This is a genomic window from Paraburkholderia hiiakae (genome assembly GCF_904848665.1).
Classification (GTDB): Bacteria; Pseudomonadota; Gammaproteobacteria; order Burkholderiales; family Burkholderiaceae; genus Paraburkholderia; species Paraburkholderia hiiakae.
The window spans coordinates 46927-63317 of record NZ_CAJHCQ010000025.1 but is presented as its reverse complement, the minus strand read 5'-3'; the positions used below and the strand labels follow the sequence as shown (position 1 = coordinate 63317).

Genomic DNA, 16391 nt, shown 5'->3' with positions numbered 1-16391 from the left:
GGGGGCGAAAAAAAGCGCGCACAGGCGGGGAACCATGGCGCGCGAAACGATGGAAGCGCGGGGATCCATCGTGCGGTCTGGCGAGGGTCAGACCGTTGGCTGGATTATTCCCCGTGGGCAGCGCTTTGAGCGCGACGCCCGCCCCGTGTTTTTGACAAAATCCAATGTTTGATAACGCAGGCGTTCCGCATGATTGACAGCTATTTGTAGGGATTGGCCTACACGAGATCTGAAAAGTCTTATAGAAACTGGCGCCACGCGCCGATTTCGCACCGGCGCATCCTGATCCACACTCCAAGGCTGTCATACGACCGCACGGAGTTTGCGATGTTCTACCAGGCGCCGCCTGAGGCGGCCACGCCATCTTTCTTTCGCAGCGGGCTGCCACTGCCGATGCTCACCGAAGCGGGTTCGGGCGCGATGAAGCGCACCATGGCGCGCTGCTCGGGTTGCGCGAGGCGCTCCGTGTGCATGCCCCTCGATCTCTCCGCCGCGCAAATCTCGCGGCTCGACACATTCGTGCGCGAAACACGCCCCGTTAGCCGTGGTCAGCCGCTCTATCTCGCGGGCGACCGCTTCCAGAACTTCTACGCGATCCGCACGGGCTCGTTCAAGTTCGTGACCGTGAATCGCGATGGCCTCGAGCAGATCAGCAGCTTCTTCGTGGCGGGCGAGACGCTAGGCCTCGACGGCGTCAGCAGCGGCAGTCATGCTGGCGAAGCGGTCGCGCTCGAAGATAGTTCGGCTTGCGTCATCCCGTTCGCCGCGCTGGAAGCGTTCTGCGCGGAAAGCCGCGCGATGCAGCGCCACCTGCATCGCTTGATGAGCGAGGAAATCGTGCGGCAAGCGGCGCTCGTCATGTTGCTCGGCACGATGAAGGCCGAGCAGCGCGTCGCGGCCTTTTTGCTGAACCTCTCCGAGCGGGTGGGCCGCCAGGGTTACCCGCGCTCGGAACTGGCGCTGCGCATGAGCCGCGAGGAGATCGGCAACTATCTCGGGCTCAAGCTGGAGACGGTCAGCCGCATGCTCTCGAAGCTCACGCGTCAAGGACTCGTGGAGATTCGCGCCAAGCGCATCCGTATCGTCGATTTCGGCGCGCTTGCGCGGGTGTGAGGTAAGCGCTTCCCGGCGCGGCAGTGCCGGGCGCTGGCCGGCAGTCCGACCCGGACGCTCGGGACGCTCGGGACGACCCGGGCGAACCGCAACGCTGCAACGCAGCACACCTGCGCCGGCAGGGCGGTGCGCAGCATGCGGTTGCGCCCCGAGATGCAGTGGTAGCATATTCGTTGCACCGCGACTGCTTTGGGAGGCGTGCGTGAACAGCACTGCACCACAACAGTCGGTGCTCAGCGAAGCACAACTGATGAGCATCGTCAGTTCGGCCCAGGAAGCGATTATCACGATCGATCAGTCCCAGCGCATCGTTCTCTTCAACCCGGCCGCCGAGCGCATTTTCGGTTGCCCGGCCGCAAGCGCCATCGGCGAATCCCTCTCCCGCTTCATCCCCGAGCGCTTTCGCGCGGCGCACATCGAGCACGTCGCGCGTTTCGGCTCGACGCTCGCAGGCAAACGCCCGATGGGCCCGCAGCGTCTGCTGTTCGGGCTGCGTGCCGACGGCGCCGAGTTCCCCATCGAGGCGTCGATCTCCAGCGCGCACGACGGTGCAGGCAAGTTGCTCACGGTCGTACTGCGCGATGCGACGGCGTTCGTTGCCGCGCAAGAGGCGCTGCTGCGCTCCCACGAAGCGCTGCGCAATCTCTCGGCTAATCTCCAGCAGGTGCGCGAGGAGGAGCAGATGCGCATCGCGCGCGAACTGCATGACGACCTCGGCCAGCAACTCACGGCGCTCAAAATGGACGTGTCGTTCATCGAGCAGGCGCTCGTGGCGTATCCGGACGCAGCCGAACTGCGTGGCCGCGCACACGCGATGCGGCGGCTCATCGACGCGACGGTGGCGTCCGTGCGGCGCATCGCAGCCGATCTGCGCCCGACGCTGCTCGACGATCTCGGCCTCGTCTCCGCGATCGACTGGCTGCTCAATGACTTCGCGAGGCGCTACGGTATCGCAGTCGAGAGCACGATCGAAGTCGATGACGATCACTTTTCGAACTGCGCCGCAACGGCGCTGTTTCGCATCGTCCAGGAGGCGCTGACGAACGTGGCGAGGCACGCGCAAGCGAGCGCCATTACGCTGCAGCTCTACCGGCGAGGCGAGCGATGCGTGCTGCGCATCCAGGACAACGGGCGCGGAAGAGACACGTCGGCCGAACCGGGCCAGCGATCGTTCGGTCTGCTTGGCATACGTGAACGGGCGCATGGTCTCGGCGGCGAGGTGACGATCGAGAGCGCAGCAGGACAGGGTTTCGCCATCGAAGCCGTCTTTCCCGAAGCGTCGCTCGTTGGCGGGGAGGCATCACGATGACAAGAGTGCTGATCGCCGACGACCACGAACTGGTGCGCGAGGGCCTGCGGCAGATTTTCCAGCGCTCACAGCGATTCGAGGTGGTGGGCGAAGCCGCCGACACGCCCGCCACGATGGCGCTCGTGCGTTCGACGCCGGCACAGGTGCTCGTGCTCGATCTGTCGATGCCGGGACGAAACGGCATCGAGGTCATCAAGGAGATTCGCAGCGCGCAACCGGGCTTGCGGGTTCTGGTGCTGACCATGCACGCCGAGCAGCAGTACGCCGTGCGCGCGTTCAAGGCCGGTGCGTCCGGCTACCTCACAAAGGAGAGCGCCAGCGCGGAATTGCTGCTGGCAGTCGAGAAGGTGGCCGCGGGCGGTGTGTACGTCAGCCTCGCGATGGCCGAGCAATATGCGCAAAGCCTGCAAAAGCCGGAAGAGACGTTGCCTCATCAGCAGTTGTCCGATCGCGAGTTCGACGTGTTTCGGCGCATTGCCGCGGGCGACACGATCACCGAAATCGCCAACGCGCTGAACCTGAGCGCGAAGACAGTGAGCACCTACAAGGCGCGCATTCTGGAGAAAATGCAGATGCCCCATGAAGCCGCGCTGGTGCGCTACGCTGCGCGCCACCAGCTCCTCGACGACGACTTGTGAGCGCGGGGCACTACGCGGAGGCGCTGCTCACCGCGCCCGCCGCCGGCAGGCGGAACACCATCACTTCATGCTTCATACGGTCCGACTGTTCCTGGAGCGACTGAGCCGCGGCCGCCGCCTGCTCGACCAATGCGGCGTTCTGCTGCGTCACGTCGTCGATCTGCGTGATCGCCTGATGGACCTGTTCAATGCCTTTGCTCTGCTCGTCCGAGGCGGTGGAAATCTCGCCGACGATATCGGAGACCCGTCGAATGGCATGGCTCACGTTCCCCATGGTTTCGCCCACGCCGGCTGCCTGCTGCTCGCCTTGCCGAACCTTTTCCGACGACGCGTCGATCAGCACCTTGATTTCCTTGGCCGCCGCCGACGAACGCTGCGCGAGCGCGCGTACCTCGCTCGCCACGACTGCGAAGCCGCGTCCCTGGTCGCCGGCACGCGCGGCTTCCACCGCGGCATTGAGCGCGAGGATGTTGGTCTGGAACGCAATGCCTTCGATCATGCCGGTGATGTCCGCGATCCTCGCCGAGTGGGCGCTGATCTCGGTGATCGTCTCCATCATCTGGCCGACCGAGACGTTGCCCGTGTTCGTCATGTCGCGCGCTTCGGCGGCGAGCACGTTGGCTTCGCGCGCGTTGTCGGCGTTCTGCTTCACGGTTTCCGTCAATTGGGCCATGCTGGCGGCCGTCTGTTCGAGCGATGACGCCTGCTCTTCGGTGCGCGCCGAGAGGTCCATGTTGCCTGCCGCGATTTCGCTCGCGGCGAGCGTGACCGACTCGCTCGCGTCGCGAATGCCGCCCACGGTGAGCGCGAGGCGCGCTGCCATCGATTTGAGTGTGGCGAGCAGGACGCCGAACTCGCCAGGCGCCACGGTCGCGATTTCGCTGTCGAGCCGCCCCTCGGCAATCTGGTTGGAGAACGACACGGAGCGCGTCAACGGTTCCATGATCGCGCGCAGGAGATAGACCGCCGAGCCGATGCAGACGATCGCCCCGCACAGGCCAATTGCGCTCGCGATCCAGGTCAGGCGCGCGGCAAGGGCCGCGCTCGTGGTGTCGCTGTCGCGCGCCTGGTCACGATTGATGTCGAAGTCGTTCTGCGTCAGGTCGGTGAGCGAGTCGCTGATGCCCGCCACGCTGCTGGCGTGCCATTGGTCCGCGCCAGCGACGTCGCCGCGTTCGAGCATGTCCAGTTCCTTGGCGACGGCTGAGCGAAATTGCGGGAGTTGCGTGTTGAGTTTGTCCGCCACGACGCGCTCGGCATCGCTCGAAACGCCGTCGGGATAGTAGTGCTTCCACGTTCTTTCGATTTCCGCCTGTTGCTCGCGGATCGCCTGCGAGTGACGCGCGTCATTCTGGATGCGCATGCGCGTGAGGCGGTAGCGGATGTTCAGCACGTCGACGCGAATCGCCGCGACATCCGCCATGGGCGCGAGATTGCCGCCGTACATGTCGTGCAGCGCGCCCTTGAGGCTGGCAATGCCGTACAGACCAAAACCGCCCACGGCGAGCGTGATTGCCATGCAGGCCGCGAATGCGAGAACGACTCTCGCGCGAACCGTGCCAAGAAACTGTTTCATTAGAAGACCTTTAGATGTCGACGAAGCCAGCGTATGGGTGACGCGTATTTACCCGGTTGTCTCTCGAAATTCGATGCGCGGCCACATGATCGGCTGCTTCTGTGAGTCATATCGGCAGCGCGAATGCAATCCTGGCGCCGACACGGCCTGACAAAGCGTCGAAAGTTGACGGATATCAATTTGATGTCGCCCTAAGCGGGCGGCGTTCAGGTCGGGGCGGATGGCGTCTCAAAATTGATAATCATCAAAGTTGGACTTGGGCCGCGCAGTTAGCATTCATCGCACTGCGAATCGTGCCGCACCCAGTCGGCCGCACGACGCTCGGACACGGGATTGCCCCGAATGCGGTGCGCGCGACGACTCGAATTTCCTTGCTTCCCTATGAGCCATTTCATTCATACGATCCGCTTCAGGATCATGCTTGCGTTCGGCGTGTGCGTTGCGCTCATGCTGACGCTTGGTCTCTTCAGTCTCTATGGCATGTCGGCACTTAGCGGCAACATGAGCAGCTCGTACGCCGGTAATACGGTGCCGATCGGTCAGCTCGCAAACGTGCGAGCCAATATGCTCGACACGCGCCGTGTGCTGTGGATGATCCTGGCTACTCAGGATACCCAACAGATAGAACGCGTGCGTGACGCGCAAACGAACGGGGCGAAGCTGTGGTCTTTGTATTACCCGAGCGGCGTCTCCAGCGGAGGCGAGCGTGAGCTTGCGGGCCGCATCGATGCCCAGATCAGCCGGTTCAACACAGCGGTGAATGAGGAGCTGGTAATCGCCGGGAAGGGCGATTATCAGCAGGCCATGGTGTTTCAGAAGACCGTGGTCGCCCCGCTTGGCGACCGCATGATCGAATTGCTCAGCGAGGACGTGAAACTGAACACCGATCAGGCGAAGCAGTTCGTCGACGATAGCGAAGCCACAACCCACCAGCTGATGTGGGTGGCGGGAATGCTCGCTGGCCTCGGCATCGTGGTCGCGATCGGCACGTCGATCTATCTGTCGAAAGCGATCGCAACGCCGCTTGCGAAATCGGTCACGCTCGCCAACGCGATCTCTGCCGGCGACCTGAATGCGCAGGCCGAAGCGGTTTCGAAAGACGAGTTCGGACCCTTGCTCTCAGCGATGCAGCACATGCGCGGCGAGCTGGCCACGACGGTGCGCGGTATCCGCTCGTCGAGCGAATCGGTTGCGCTTTCGGCGCGCGAGATCGCCACCGGCAACATGGACCTCTCTGCGCGAACCGAAGAGCAGGCGTCGTCGCTCGAGGAGACCGCCGCGAGTATGACCGAACTGGCGCAGACCGTCATGCAGAACGCCGACAACGCGCGCCAGGCCAACACGCTCGCCGCCAACGCACGCATCACGGCTGACTCGAGCAACGCCGCCGTGCAGGCCATGGTGCAGACCATCGGCAATATCGCCGAGGGCTCCGCGCGCATCGCCGACATCACGACGATGATCGAGGGCATTGCGTTTCAGACCAATATTCTCGCACTCAACGCAGCGGTGGAAGCCGCGCGTGCGGGCGAACAAGGGCGTGGCTTCGCGGTCGTGGCCGGCGAGGTGCGCTCGCTCGCGCAGCGCTCGTCGGCGGCGGCCAAGGAAATCAAGGAGCTCATCGACGCCTCGGTCACGCTCGTGAAGGCTGGCGCGGAAAAAGCCGACGTGGCCGGCTCCTCGATGGCTAACGTGATTCGCGGCATCCAGCAGGTATCGGACATCGTGAACGAGATCACGGCCGCATCCGAGGAGCAGAACCGAGGCATCGAGCAGGTGCATCAGGCGATCAGCCAGATCGACTCGGTGACCCAACAGAACGCGGCGCTCGTCGAGCAATCGGCGGCGGCGGCCCAGTCGCTGGGAGAGCAGGCGGCGCAAATGAATCACGCCATCGCCGTCTTCCGGCTATCGAATGACCGCTGAGCGCATACAGTCCGTTTCGGTCGCGCGAACGGCGGCCGGTTGAAACAAGGAGCAGCAAATTGAACAGGCGTCTGGACCATGACGCGCTCATGGCGGAAGGAGCGGGGGTGCTTGGCATTGCGAATGAAACGCGGCAAGCGCGCGAAACGCGCGATTCAGCGCCGCCGGAAAGCGACGATCAGTCGCTCACCGAAGCGCTCGCAGGTCTCGCGGGCGTGCAGAGCAACGCTTTGCTCGAATATGGCGGCCGTCTGATTGCGGTGCGGGAGCTTTGCCAGGCGGTCGTGGCGCTGCTGCCCCCCGATTCCCGGGCTCAGGTGAAGCAACATTTTCGTGATCGCATCGAGCGCGTACTCGAACTGCTCGACGAAAGAGCCTTGCCCGGCGAATCGCAGAGCGCGTTTCTCGGCGAGGTCAATTATTTCCTACGTGCACTGGAGCCGGGCGGCCCGGCGTAGATCGTCGTCTCGCCGGATGATTGAAACCACAACAAACGAACATCATGCTCAATCGACTCGCGGGCCCAACCGGCGACGCTGAGGCCGCTGAGGCCCAACCGGTGAACGACGAACTGGCGATCTACGGTGAGGTGCATCGCAAGTCGCTCGAGGCGCTTTCTGCGTTCCTGAGCGCGTCGGCAGCCGACATCGTGAGCCGCTTTTACGCGGGCGTGAGCAAGCGCCCTGAATCGAGGCGCATGCTTGAGCGGCTATCGAAGGCGGAGCGTCATCATCTGGAGGTGCAGCAGATGCGCAATTTGCTGCGCCTCGCGAGCCCGGATCTCACGGCCGCGGATCACCGCGATCTGGCGCTCAAGGTCGGCGGCATTCACGCGACGCTCGGGCTCGATCACGAAGATCTGGTACATAGCCAGGCGCTCTTCGCCAACGCCATTTTCCGCAAGGTCGATCGCGACTTGCACGGCGACGCGCTCGCCGTGCTCAATCAGCGCTTTGCGCGCGATCTCGCGATTCAGACCGAGGTGTACCAGCAGATGCAGAGTGCACGTTCGGAACTGGTGCTTTCGATTGTGCGCATCACGTCAGAAGGGAAAAGCTACGCAGACCTGATGGATGGCGTGGTGAGCGCGATCGGACAACTGGGCGAAGTCGCGGGCTGCGCCGCTGGGCGGCTTGGCGCCGACGGGCACTTCCATTATGAAGCCGTGGCCGATGGTCCGCTGCACGACTGCATCCACGAGATGGTCGGTATCACGGCCGGGCTCGCACAGCACGGCGCCGCCGCGCGCCGTGACGGCCCGGCGACGCTTGCGTGGCGCACGGGCGCGGTTCAGCGTGCAATCAACGTGGCGACGGATGCCGGCGTCGAGCCGTGGCGCGATGCGCTGCTGCGCGGCGGATTTCGCTCCCTCGTGGCGATCCCGCTATGCCGCATCGGCGACATGCCGCAGGCCGTGCTCTGCATCTTCAGCGCCTTGCCAGGCGGATTTTCCGGCGCGGAACAGCAGGACTTCATCGCGGTCATCCGAACGCTCATCGAGTTCGCGATGACGCGTATCACGCACGTGGAGGGCGGTACGCACGCGGTCTCGTTCTCGGAGCGGCAGCGTTGGAGCGCGTTGCTACGCTCCGACGCGTTGCAGATGCACTACCAGCCTATCCTCGACCTGAAGACGCGCAGGGTGGCCAAAGTCGAGGCACTGGCGCGCCTGCAGGACGGCGCCCGGCTGCTTGCGCCGGGGCTGTTCTTGCCGACATTGTCGCGCGACGACTTCTTCGAACTGTTCGCGCGCGGCTTGCATCAGGCGCTTGCACAACGCAATCAGTGGCTGCGCGACGGGATCGACCTGGACATCTCGCTCAATCTGCCGCCGATAGGACTGAGCGATCCGCGCTACTTCGAGGCGACACGCGACGCGCTGAGGCATCACGCGTGCGCGCCGCAACGGCTGACGCTCGAAGTGCTCGAGACTGAAGAGGTGCAGGGCGCCCAATCGTCGAATGGCGTCGCGAGGTTCAAGGCGCTAGGCGTAAGCCTCGCCCAGGATGATCTGGGTGCCGGCCACAGCAGCCTGAACCGTCTACGTGCGCTGCCGTTCGACTACATCAAGATCGACAAGGAGATCGTTCGCCTGGAGGGCAACGACAGTTCCGACATTCTTCGCTTCGTCTATCAGATCACGCGGCTCGCGCATTCGCTCGGCAGAACGGTCGTCGTCGAGGGCGTCGAGGACCAGGGCCTGGTCGATGCGTTCGTCGTGCTTGGCGTGGACCTCGTGCAAGGCTACGGCGTCGCGCGTCCGATGCCCGCGCAGCAGTTGCGAGACTGGATGAGAACGCATGCGGCCCCGTTTGCCGCCCGCAGCTCGGCTAGCCGCCTTGGCAATCTGGCGCGCCTCCTGATCTGGGAGGAGACGGTTTATCTCGATTCGGAAGTGCGTCGAGCGACGTCGTCGGGCATCGGTGGCCGGTCGCGGCGCTCCGTGAAAGCGCGCCGCGTGGGCATTCCGTTTCAGGACTCGTCGATCATGCTGGATCGCGTGCTTCCCGGCGTGGCGCATTCGCCTGCGCGGCGCGCGCTACTGGATGCGGCCGAGCACCACGGCGTGGGCAGCAAGGCCTATCAGTCGGCCCGCAGCAGCCTGATAGCCGAAATATGAGCGCTGCAACAGGAGCCCGGAGAATTGACAGGGTGTGTGCGGCTGCGGCGTCCCGTCGCACAGGGCAACGGGTATCCGTTTTTTGACAATCCTCAATTCTTCGGCCGGCGTATCTCAATAAGATGTCGTCGATCCGGCAATGTCGCCGAGCGTGAATCAGCGTGGACAAGCTGAGAGATGAAGAGGGTATCTTGAACAACAATGGACTTCTCCATGAGATCCGGGAGATCAACCTGTCGTATCTGATGCTGGCCCAGCAGATGGTGCGGGAAAACCGTGCCGAAGCGATGCTGCGCCTCGGCGTGAGCCACGAAATCGCCGAGCTGATGGCGACGCTAACATCTGCACAACTGATGAAGCTTGCGGGATCGAACATGTTGCTTTGCCGTTTCCGCTTTGACGATCACATGCTGCTCTCCGCGCTCACGCACAACGTGAGGCACGAGGATGCCGCCATGCAGACGGTGATCCTGCTTGCGCAGCAACCCGTTGAGGCGATCCAGTGAGCGCGGTCGTTCAGCGTGCGGCAATGAAGAGCTTGCTTGACGAAGCGAAACAGACGCAGCTTGCGATCCGGATGATCGGCTATGGGGCGCGCATGCAGGTGCTCGAAGCGGAAACGACGCTGTCTCGCGATCGTCTCATCCGGCTGTATAAAGAGTTGTGCGGGAAATCGCCCTCCAAGGGCATGTTGCCGTATTCCGCCGACTGGTTCGTCACCTGGCGACCCAATATTCACGCGTCGCTCTATTATTCGTTCTACCGCTTTCTGCTGGACGTCGCGCAAGAGGAGCACGTCGATGCGTTCCTGAGCGCGTACCAGCTCTATCTCGAGCACACGTCGAATTCGGGCGAAGTCGTGCTGACCTTCACGCGCGCGTGGACACTGCTCCGCTTCGTCGAACGCTCTGTTCTGGGTCTTTGCACTTGCACGCAATGCGGTGGGCAATTTGTCTCGCACGCGTACGAGCCTGCCTCGAATTACGTTTGCGGACTCTGCCGTCCGCCTTCACGAGCGGGAAAACTGAACACGACATTTGGACACGCTGCGCAGGTGGCGCAGCCGCTGGGGGCGGCGGACCGGGGCGTTCTGCACGCGTATGAAAAAGCCCGCCGCCTCGATCGAGGGGCGGGCCTGGCTTGAGCGGCGGTTTGCGGCCGGAGGGCGTTATCCCAGCAGCAGCGCGTCGTCGTCGAGCTTCTCGTGGCGATTCTGCTCGAACATGCGCAGCAGGTCCGGCACGTCGAGTCCGCGGCGCGCTTCGCCCGAAACGTCGAGCACCACCTGACCCTGGTGCAGCATCACCGTGCGCTGGCCGTAGTCGAGCGCCTGGCGCATGCTGTGCGTGACCATCATGGTCGTGAGCTTCGCCTCTTCCACGATACGCGCTGTCAGTTCCAGCACGAACGCGGCCGTTTTCGGATCGAGCGCTGCCGTGTGCTCGTCGAGCAGCAGGATGCGCGAAGGCTGCAGCGACGCCATCAGCAGACTCACCGCCTGGCGCTGGCCACCCGAAAGCAGGCCGATGCGATCGCTCAGACGATTTTCCAGGCCCAGATTCAAGAGACGCAGCTTCGCGCGAAACAGTTCGCGGTCCTGCTTTTTCAGCGCGGGACCGAAGCCGCGGCGCTTGCCGCGCGCCATCGCGAGCGCCATGTTTTCCTCGATGGTGAGCGCCTCGCAGGTGCCGGCCATCGGGTCCTGAAACACGCGAGCGACGAGATGCGCGCGATCCCATGCCTGCTTCTTCGTGACGTCCTGGCCGTCGATGGTGATGGTGCCGGTATCCACCCGCTGGTCGCCGCTGATCGCGTTGAGGAAAGTGGACTTGCCCGCGCCGTTCGAGCCGATCACGGCCACGAACTGGGCGCTGGGGATTTCGAGCGTGAGACCGCGCAGGGCGCGCGTTTCGATCGGCGTGCCGGGGTTGAAAGTCAGTTTGAGGTCTTTGGCGCTGAGCATCTCATGCCCTCCCGTTCTTGCGGCCGAACAGCTTCTTGCGCGTGGCGGGCAGCACGAGCGCGATCGTCACGAGCACGGCGGTGACGAGATTCAGGTCCTGCGCCTTGAGGCCGATGAAATCGCTGTTGAGCGCGAGCGCAATGAAGAAGCGATAAAGGATCGCGCCGAGCACGGCGGCGAGCGTGGTGAGCACGAGCCGGCGCGCGGGCAGGATGCTCTCGCCGATGATCACGGCCGCAAGCCCGATCACGATGGTGCCGATGCCCATCGAAATGTCCGAGCCGCCTTGGGTCTGCGCGAAGAGGGCGCCAGCCAAAGCGACGAGCGCGTTGGAGAGCGCCATGCCGGCGAGCGTTGCACGGCCCGTGGCGATGCCCTGCGCGCGCGCCATGCGCGGGTTCGCGCCCGTTGCGCGCAGCGCGAGACCGTATTGCGACGAGAAGAACCAGTCCAGACCGAACTTCGCGGCCAGCACGACGACCAGCAGCGCGAGCGGGCGCAGCACGTAGTCGGGCAGCCATGCGGGCTGAATGATCGTGAATATCGTGGCTTCGGAAATGAGCGGCACGTTCGGCGCGCCCATCACGCGCAAGTTGATCGAATAGAGCGCGATCATCATGAGGATGCTGGCGAGCAGATCCATGATCTTCAGGCGCACGTTGAGCCAGCCGGTGATGAAGCCGGCGATTGCGCCCGCAACGATCGCGCACGCGGTGGCGAGAAACGGATCGTGGCCTGCGGCGATCAACGTGGCCGCCACGGCGCCGCCGAGTGGAAAGCTGCCGTCGACGGTGAGGTCGGGGAAGTTGAGGATGCGAAACGAGATCAGCACCCCGAGGGCCACGAGACTGAAGATCAGCCCGATCTCGAGCGCGCCCAGAAGCGAGTAGAGGGACATGAGGAAGAATCCTGTTGCGGTCTGCGGCGGCGGTGCGCCGGAGTCGACGCGCGGCGAGCCGCCCGGATGGGGCGGCTCGCCGTTGCGCACCGTCGTTACGCAAATGAGCGGCCTTTATCGGGCCTGGCAGTGTGACTGCGTGCGATGCGCCACGGCTGCGGCTTACTTCACGACCGTGGTCGCGTCCTTGAGCAGGTCGGCCGAGAGCGTCACGCCTTGCTTTTGTGCGGCGGCCGGATTCACGAACAGTTGCAGCTTGCTGCTGGTTTCCGAGGCGATCGCGCCCGGCTTCTCACCCTTGAGAATACGCACGACGACCTTGCCCGTTTGATGACCGAGGTCGCTGTAGTCGATGCCGAGCGCTGCGATGGCGCCGCGCTTCACGCTGTCCGTATCGGAAGCGACGAGCGGGATCTTCGCATCGTTGGCGACCTTCACGAGCGCTTCGTACGCCGAAACCACGTTGTTGTCGGTGTTCGTGTAGATCACGTCGACCTTGCCGATCAGGCTCTTCGCAGCCGGGCCGATGTCCACGGTGCGCGGCGCGGCGGCTTCCTTGAGCGCCATGCCCTGCTGCGCGAGCAGTTCCTTGAGCGCCTTCACGACCACGACCGAATTCGCTTCACCCGGGTTGTAGACCATGCCGACGGTTTTCGCGTTCGGCACGATGCGTTTGATGAGCGCAACCTGCTTGTCGAGCGGCAGCTTGTCGGAAACGCCCGTCACGTTCGTGCCGCTCGGCGTCCACGTCTTGACGAGCTGCGCGGCCACCGGGTCGGTCACGCCCGAGTACACCACGGGCACGGACTTCGTTGCGGCCACAACGGCTTGCGCCGAGGGCGTGGCGATCGCAACGATCGCGCTCGGGTTGTCGCCCACGAACTTGCGCGCGATCTGCGCGGCGGTCCCCGTGTTGCCCTGCGCGCTCTGGTATTCCCACTTGAGATTCTTGCCGGCGTCGTAGCCGGCGGCCTTGAGTTCGTCGCGCACGCCGTCGCGGATCGCGTCGAGTGCCGGGTGCTCGACGATCGACAGCACTTCCACGGTCGCGGTTTCGGCGGCGCGCGCGGCGCCCGAAGTCAGCGCGAGCGCGGCGGCGCTGGCGATGAGGGAAAGGGTGGCGGCAATGGCTGCCTGCTTGAAGGTCTTCATGCTGTTTGATCTCCCCCGAGTGCTGGGTTCTTGCGGTTTTTTCGGAGCTACAGGGTGCGGCGTCGCCGGCTTCACGCGTGGCGCGAGAGCACGCGGCATGCGCCTCAGTGGTGCATGCGGGCGCGGCGAGGGAGCGAGGATACCACCGACTCTTGCGGGGCTGGAACGCGCTGGCAGGTCAGTGAGGCGGCCGCGCGACGGTGTCGCGAAGATTAATTCGAGACTGCGCGATCCGATTATGGGAAAACGCCGAGCTTTAGCGAGAATTTTATCGCTTTCGGATTGAGAGGCGGAGATGTGGGTGAAGCGAAGGTGATCCAGATTATGTGGCGGATTCAAAGATAAAAATTTAAGGTTATTGTAATATTTATCCTTGTAAATCAATGATTTGGCGCATTGTGTATTTAGGGTATTCCCGGTATTTAGATAATAAGACTGGCGATTTTGGAGTGACTATTAATTAACATTGAATTTATTTGTCAGATACGATTCGCCGATCAGATTCTGTGGAAAATTAAAATGACGATCAATATCACGTAAAAATCAAAAATCAAGGTATTCCGTACGCCCGGGCCAGCCGGCCACCTTGGCCGGAATAGTGGTCCACAGCCCTCATGAAAGGCCATTTTCCCGAGCTTTTTCAAGCGCTTTCCAGTATTCCCCTCAATTGACCGATGTCAAAACTCGAATCGATATCCGAAAAAACCCTTAGTTGCCGTAAAAATGGATTATTGATAGCATCCGCGGGTCGCTGATTCAGGCCGGTCCACCTTTCCGGTATGAATTGCAGCGAACGGGGCAGGCGGATCGCTTGCGCAACAGAGTCTGTAACTCAGCAGTCTCTCCGAACTCAGCCGCCTACCAGGGCGCTGATACACGCCGGGCCCCGTCACGTCTTTTTTTTCTGGTGCTCGCCGTGGTTGTTCCCCATTGAAGGTCATTGGGGCGCTGTTCGTTTGCGCAGGTCATTCCGTCTGACCGGTTGACCCGAAAACAATCGAGGAGCTCCTGATGATGTTGTCCCGCCTTACCGCTGTTTCCGTGGCCGCCGCGCTGCTCGCATTTGGTGCAAGCGCGAACGCCGACACCGTGAAGATCGCCATTGCCGGCCCGTTCAGCGGCCCGGTCGCCCAGTACGGCGACATGGTCAAGGCGGGCGCGCTGACTGCCATCGAGCAGATCAATGCCGCCGGCGGTGTGAACGGCAACAAGCTCGAAGCCGTCCTGATGGACGACTCGTGCGAGCCGAAGCAGGCTGTCGCCGTCGCCAACAAGATCGTTTCGCAGCATATCCAGTACGTGGTCGGCCACGTCTGCTCGGGCTCGACGATTCCCGCTTCGGACATCTACGAGAACGAAGGCGTCGTGATGGTCACGCCGTCGGCCACCGCGCCGCAGCTGACCGAAGGCAAGAAGCGCCAGTTCATCTTCCGCACCATCGGCCGCGACGACCAGCAAGGTCCGGCAGCCGCCGCCTACATCATCAACAAGGTCAAGCCGAAGAAGGTTGCGATCCTGCACGACAAGCAGTCGTACGGCCAGGGCATCGCCACGTCGGTCAAGGCCGCGCTCGACAAGGCGCATATTCCTGTCGTGGTGTTCGAAGGCATCAACGCCGGTGATTCGGACTACTCCGCAGTTGTCACGAAGCTCAAGTCGCAGGGCGTGGACTTCGTCTACTTCGGCGGCTATCACCCGGAAATGGGCCTGCTGATGCGCCAGTCGCGTGAGCAGGGCGTGAGGGCCACGTTCATGGGTCCGGAAGGCGTGGGCAACAAGGACGTGACCGCCATCGCCGGCCCGGCTTCGGAAGGCATGCTCGTCACGCTGCCCGCCGACTTCGCATCGGACCCCGCCAACGCCAAACTCGTGAAGGCATTCGCCGACGCCAAGCGCGACGCGAACGGCCCGTTCCAGATGCCGTCGTACGCCGCGGTTGAAGTGATCGCCGACGGCATTGCCGGCGCGAAGAGCACGGACCCGACCAAGGTCGCGGCCTACCTGCACAAGAACGCGTTCAACACGCCGATCGGCAGGGTCGAGTACGACGCACAGGGCGACCTGAAGTCGTTCCGCTTCGTCGTCTACACGTGGCACAAGGACGCCACCAAGACCGCCGCGAACTGATCCCGGCGCTGCACGCCGCACACGCCCCGCCTTCCGTTGTGGCGGGGCGTTTTCATGGCCGTTGTGCGCGTAACAAAAAAGGGTTGGTACGGTTCCAAAGGTCTCTCATCGGCTTCACGGCCGCGGGGCTTACGCATGAATGATTTTCTTCCTCAGTTCACCCAGCAGCTCGTCAACGGGCTCACGCTGGGTGCGATCTATGCGCTGATCGCCATTGGCTACACGATGGTCTACGGCATCATCGGCATGATCAACTTCGCTCACGGCGAGATCTACATGATCGGCGCCTATGTGGGCCTCGTCACGCTCACGGCCATCGGCACCTCGGCGGGTTACCCGCTGCCGCTCGTGCTGGGCGCGGCGCTCATCGTCTCGGTGCTCGTCACCGGGCTCTACGGTTTCGCGGTCGAGCGCGTGGCGTATCGGCCGCTGCGCGGCGGGCCGCGCCTCGTGCCGCTCATTTCCGCCATCGGCATGTCCATCTTTCTGCAGAACTACGTGCAGATCGGGCAGGGCGCGCGCGACGTGTCCGTGCCGATGCTCATTTCCGGCGCGCTCGACTTCAACATGGGCGGCAACTTCGAAGTGACGATTCCCTACGCGCGCATGCTGATCGTCGGCGTGACGCTCGTGCTGATGATCGCGCTCACGCTCTTCATCTCGCGCTCGCGCATGGGCCGCGCGTGCCGCGCCTGCGCGGAAGACATGAAGATGGCCAACCTGCTCGGCATCGACACGAACCGCGTGATCTCGTTCACGTTCGTGCTCGGCGCCATGCTCGCGGCGGTGGGTGGCGTGCTGATCGGTCTCACGATCGGCAAGCTCAATCCGTATATCGGCTTCATTGCGGGCATCAAGGCGTTTACGGCCGCGGTGCTGGGCGGCATCGGCAGCATTCCGGGCGCAATGCTCGGCGGCGTGCTGCTCGGTCTCGCCGAAACCCTCGCCTCGGGCTACATGCCGGCCGAATACAAGGACGTCGTGGCGTTCGGCCTGCTCGTGCTCGTGCTGCTCTTCCGTCCCACCGGCCTGCTCGGCAAGCCGGACGTTGAAAAGGTGTGAGGTCGAA

14 protein-coding genes are annotated in these 16391 nt (G+C 63.4%); 10 read left to right on the top strand and 4 right to left on the bottom strand.

Translation table 11 applies throughout. The features are described 5' to 3' along the window. Positions 1-327 precede the first annotated feature (327 nt). From JMY28_RS33225 to JMY28_RS33215, 3 genes are all read left to right on the top strand, one after another. A complete protein-coding gene (locus JMY28_RS33225) occupies positions 328-1113 on the top strand; it encodes a helix-turn-helix domain-containing protein (protein ID WP_407945567.1) in 786 nt (261 codons plus the stop codon). A 202-nt stretch (positions 1114-1315) separates the two neighbouring features. Continuing rightward, positions 1316-2422, top strand: a complete 1107-nt coding sequence (locus tag JMY28_RS33220; RefSeq protein ID WP_407945566.1) for a PAS domain-containing sensor histidine kinase — start codon at positions 1316-1318, stop codon at positions 2420-2422. Then, positions 2419-3060, top strand: a complete 642-nt coding sequence (locus tag JMY28_RS33215; RefSeq protein WP_201700118.1) for a response regulator — start codon at positions 2419-2421, stop codon at positions 3058-3060. The genes JMY28_RS33220 and JMY28_RS33215 overlap by 4 nt, the downstream gene beginning before the upstream one ends. A gap of 10 nt (positions 3061-3070) precedes the next feature. On the opposite strand, the gene JMY28_RS33210 is transcribed toward JMY28_RS33215, so the two are convergent. Beyond that, the gene (locus JMY28_RS33210) at positions 3071-4636 is read right to left on the bottom strand and encodes a methyl-accepting chemotaxis protein (protein WP_201700117.1); all 1566 of its coding nucleotides are present in this window, start codon (positions 4634-4636) and stop codon (positions 3071-3073) included. Positions 4637-5017: 381 nt separating this feature from the next. Between JMY28_RS33210 and JMY28_RS39465 the strand changes: the two genes are divergently transcribed. From JMY28_RS39465 to flhC, 5 genes are all read left to right on the top strand, one after another. Further along, positions 5018-6562, top strand: a complete 1545-nt coding sequence (locus JMY28_RS39465; RefSeq protein WP_201700116.1) for a methyl-accepting chemotaxis protein — start codon at positions 5018-5020, stop codon at positions 6560-6562. A gap of 59 nt (positions 6563-6621) precedes the next feature. After that, entirely contained in the window at positions 6622-7020 is a 399-nt protein-coding gene (locus tag JMY28_RS33200; RefSeq protein WP_201700115.1) for a hypothetical protein, read from the top strand. A 44-nt stretch (positions 7021-7064) separates the two neighbouring features. Then, positions 7065-9182 carry an EAL domain-containing protein gene (locus JMY28_RS39160; RefSeq protein WP_236597156.1) on the top strand — a complete coding sequence of 706 codons (2118 nt, stop codon included), beginning with the start codon at positions 7065-7067 and terminating at the stop codon, positions 9180-9182. A 191-nt stretch (positions 9183-9373) separates the two neighbouring features. Continuing rightward, positions 9374-9688: a flagellar transcriptional regulator FlhD gene (gene flhD / locus JMY28_RS33190; RefSeq protein ID WP_201700114.1), complete on the top strand. Its 315-nt coding sequence runs from the start codon at positions 9374-9376 to the stop codon at positions 9686-9688. A gap of 23 nt (positions 9689-9711) precedes the next feature. Beyond that, on the top strand, positions 9712-10326 hold the full coding sequence (gene flhC / locus JMY28_RS33185) for a flagellar transcriptional regulator FlhC (protein WP_201700113.1): 615 nt from the start codon (positions 9712-9714) through the stop codon (positions 10324-10326). Between the two features lie 24 nt (positions 10327-10350). Here the strand turns inward: flhC and JMY28_RS33180 are convergent, their stop codons facing one another. The 3 genes from JMY28_RS33180 to JMY28_RS33170 all read right to left on the bottom strand — a co-directional run bounded on the left by JMY28_RS33180 (position 10351) and on the right by JMY28_RS33170 (position 13195). After that, complete coding sequence (locus tag JMY28_RS33180) at positions 10351-11145, bottom strand: ABC transporter ATP-binding protein (protein ID WP_201700112.1); 795 nt, start codon at positions 11143-11145, stop codon at positions 10351-10353. Position 11146: 1 nt separating this feature from the next. Beyond that, positions 11147-12043, bottom strand: a complete 897-nt coding sequence (locus tag JMY28_RS33175) for an ABC transporter permease (RefSeq protein WP_201700111.1) — start codon at positions 12041-12043, stop codon at positions 11147-11149. A 162-nt stretch (positions 12044-12205) separates the two neighbouring features. Continuing rightward, entirely contained in the window at positions 12206-13195 is a 990-nt protein-coding gene (locus tag JMY28_RS33170) for an ABC transporter substrate-binding protein (protein WP_201700110.1), read from the bottom strand. 1011 nt (positions 13196-14206) lie between these two features. Here JMY28_RS33170 and JMY28_RS33165 point away from each other — a divergent pair. Continuing rightward, positions 14207-15322, top strand: a complete 1116-nt coding sequence (locus JMY28_RS33165; RefSeq protein WP_201700109.1) for a branched-chain amino acid ABC transporter substrate-binding protein — start codon at positions 14207-14209, stop codon at positions 15320-15322. A gap of 135 nt (positions 15323-15457) precedes the next feature. After that, entirely contained in the window at positions 15458-16384 is a 927-nt protein-coding gene (gene livH / locus JMY28_RS33160) for a high-affinity branched-chain amino acid ABC transporter permease LivH (protein ID WP_028213765.1), read from the top strand. Positions 16385-16391 lie beyond the last annotated feature (7 nt).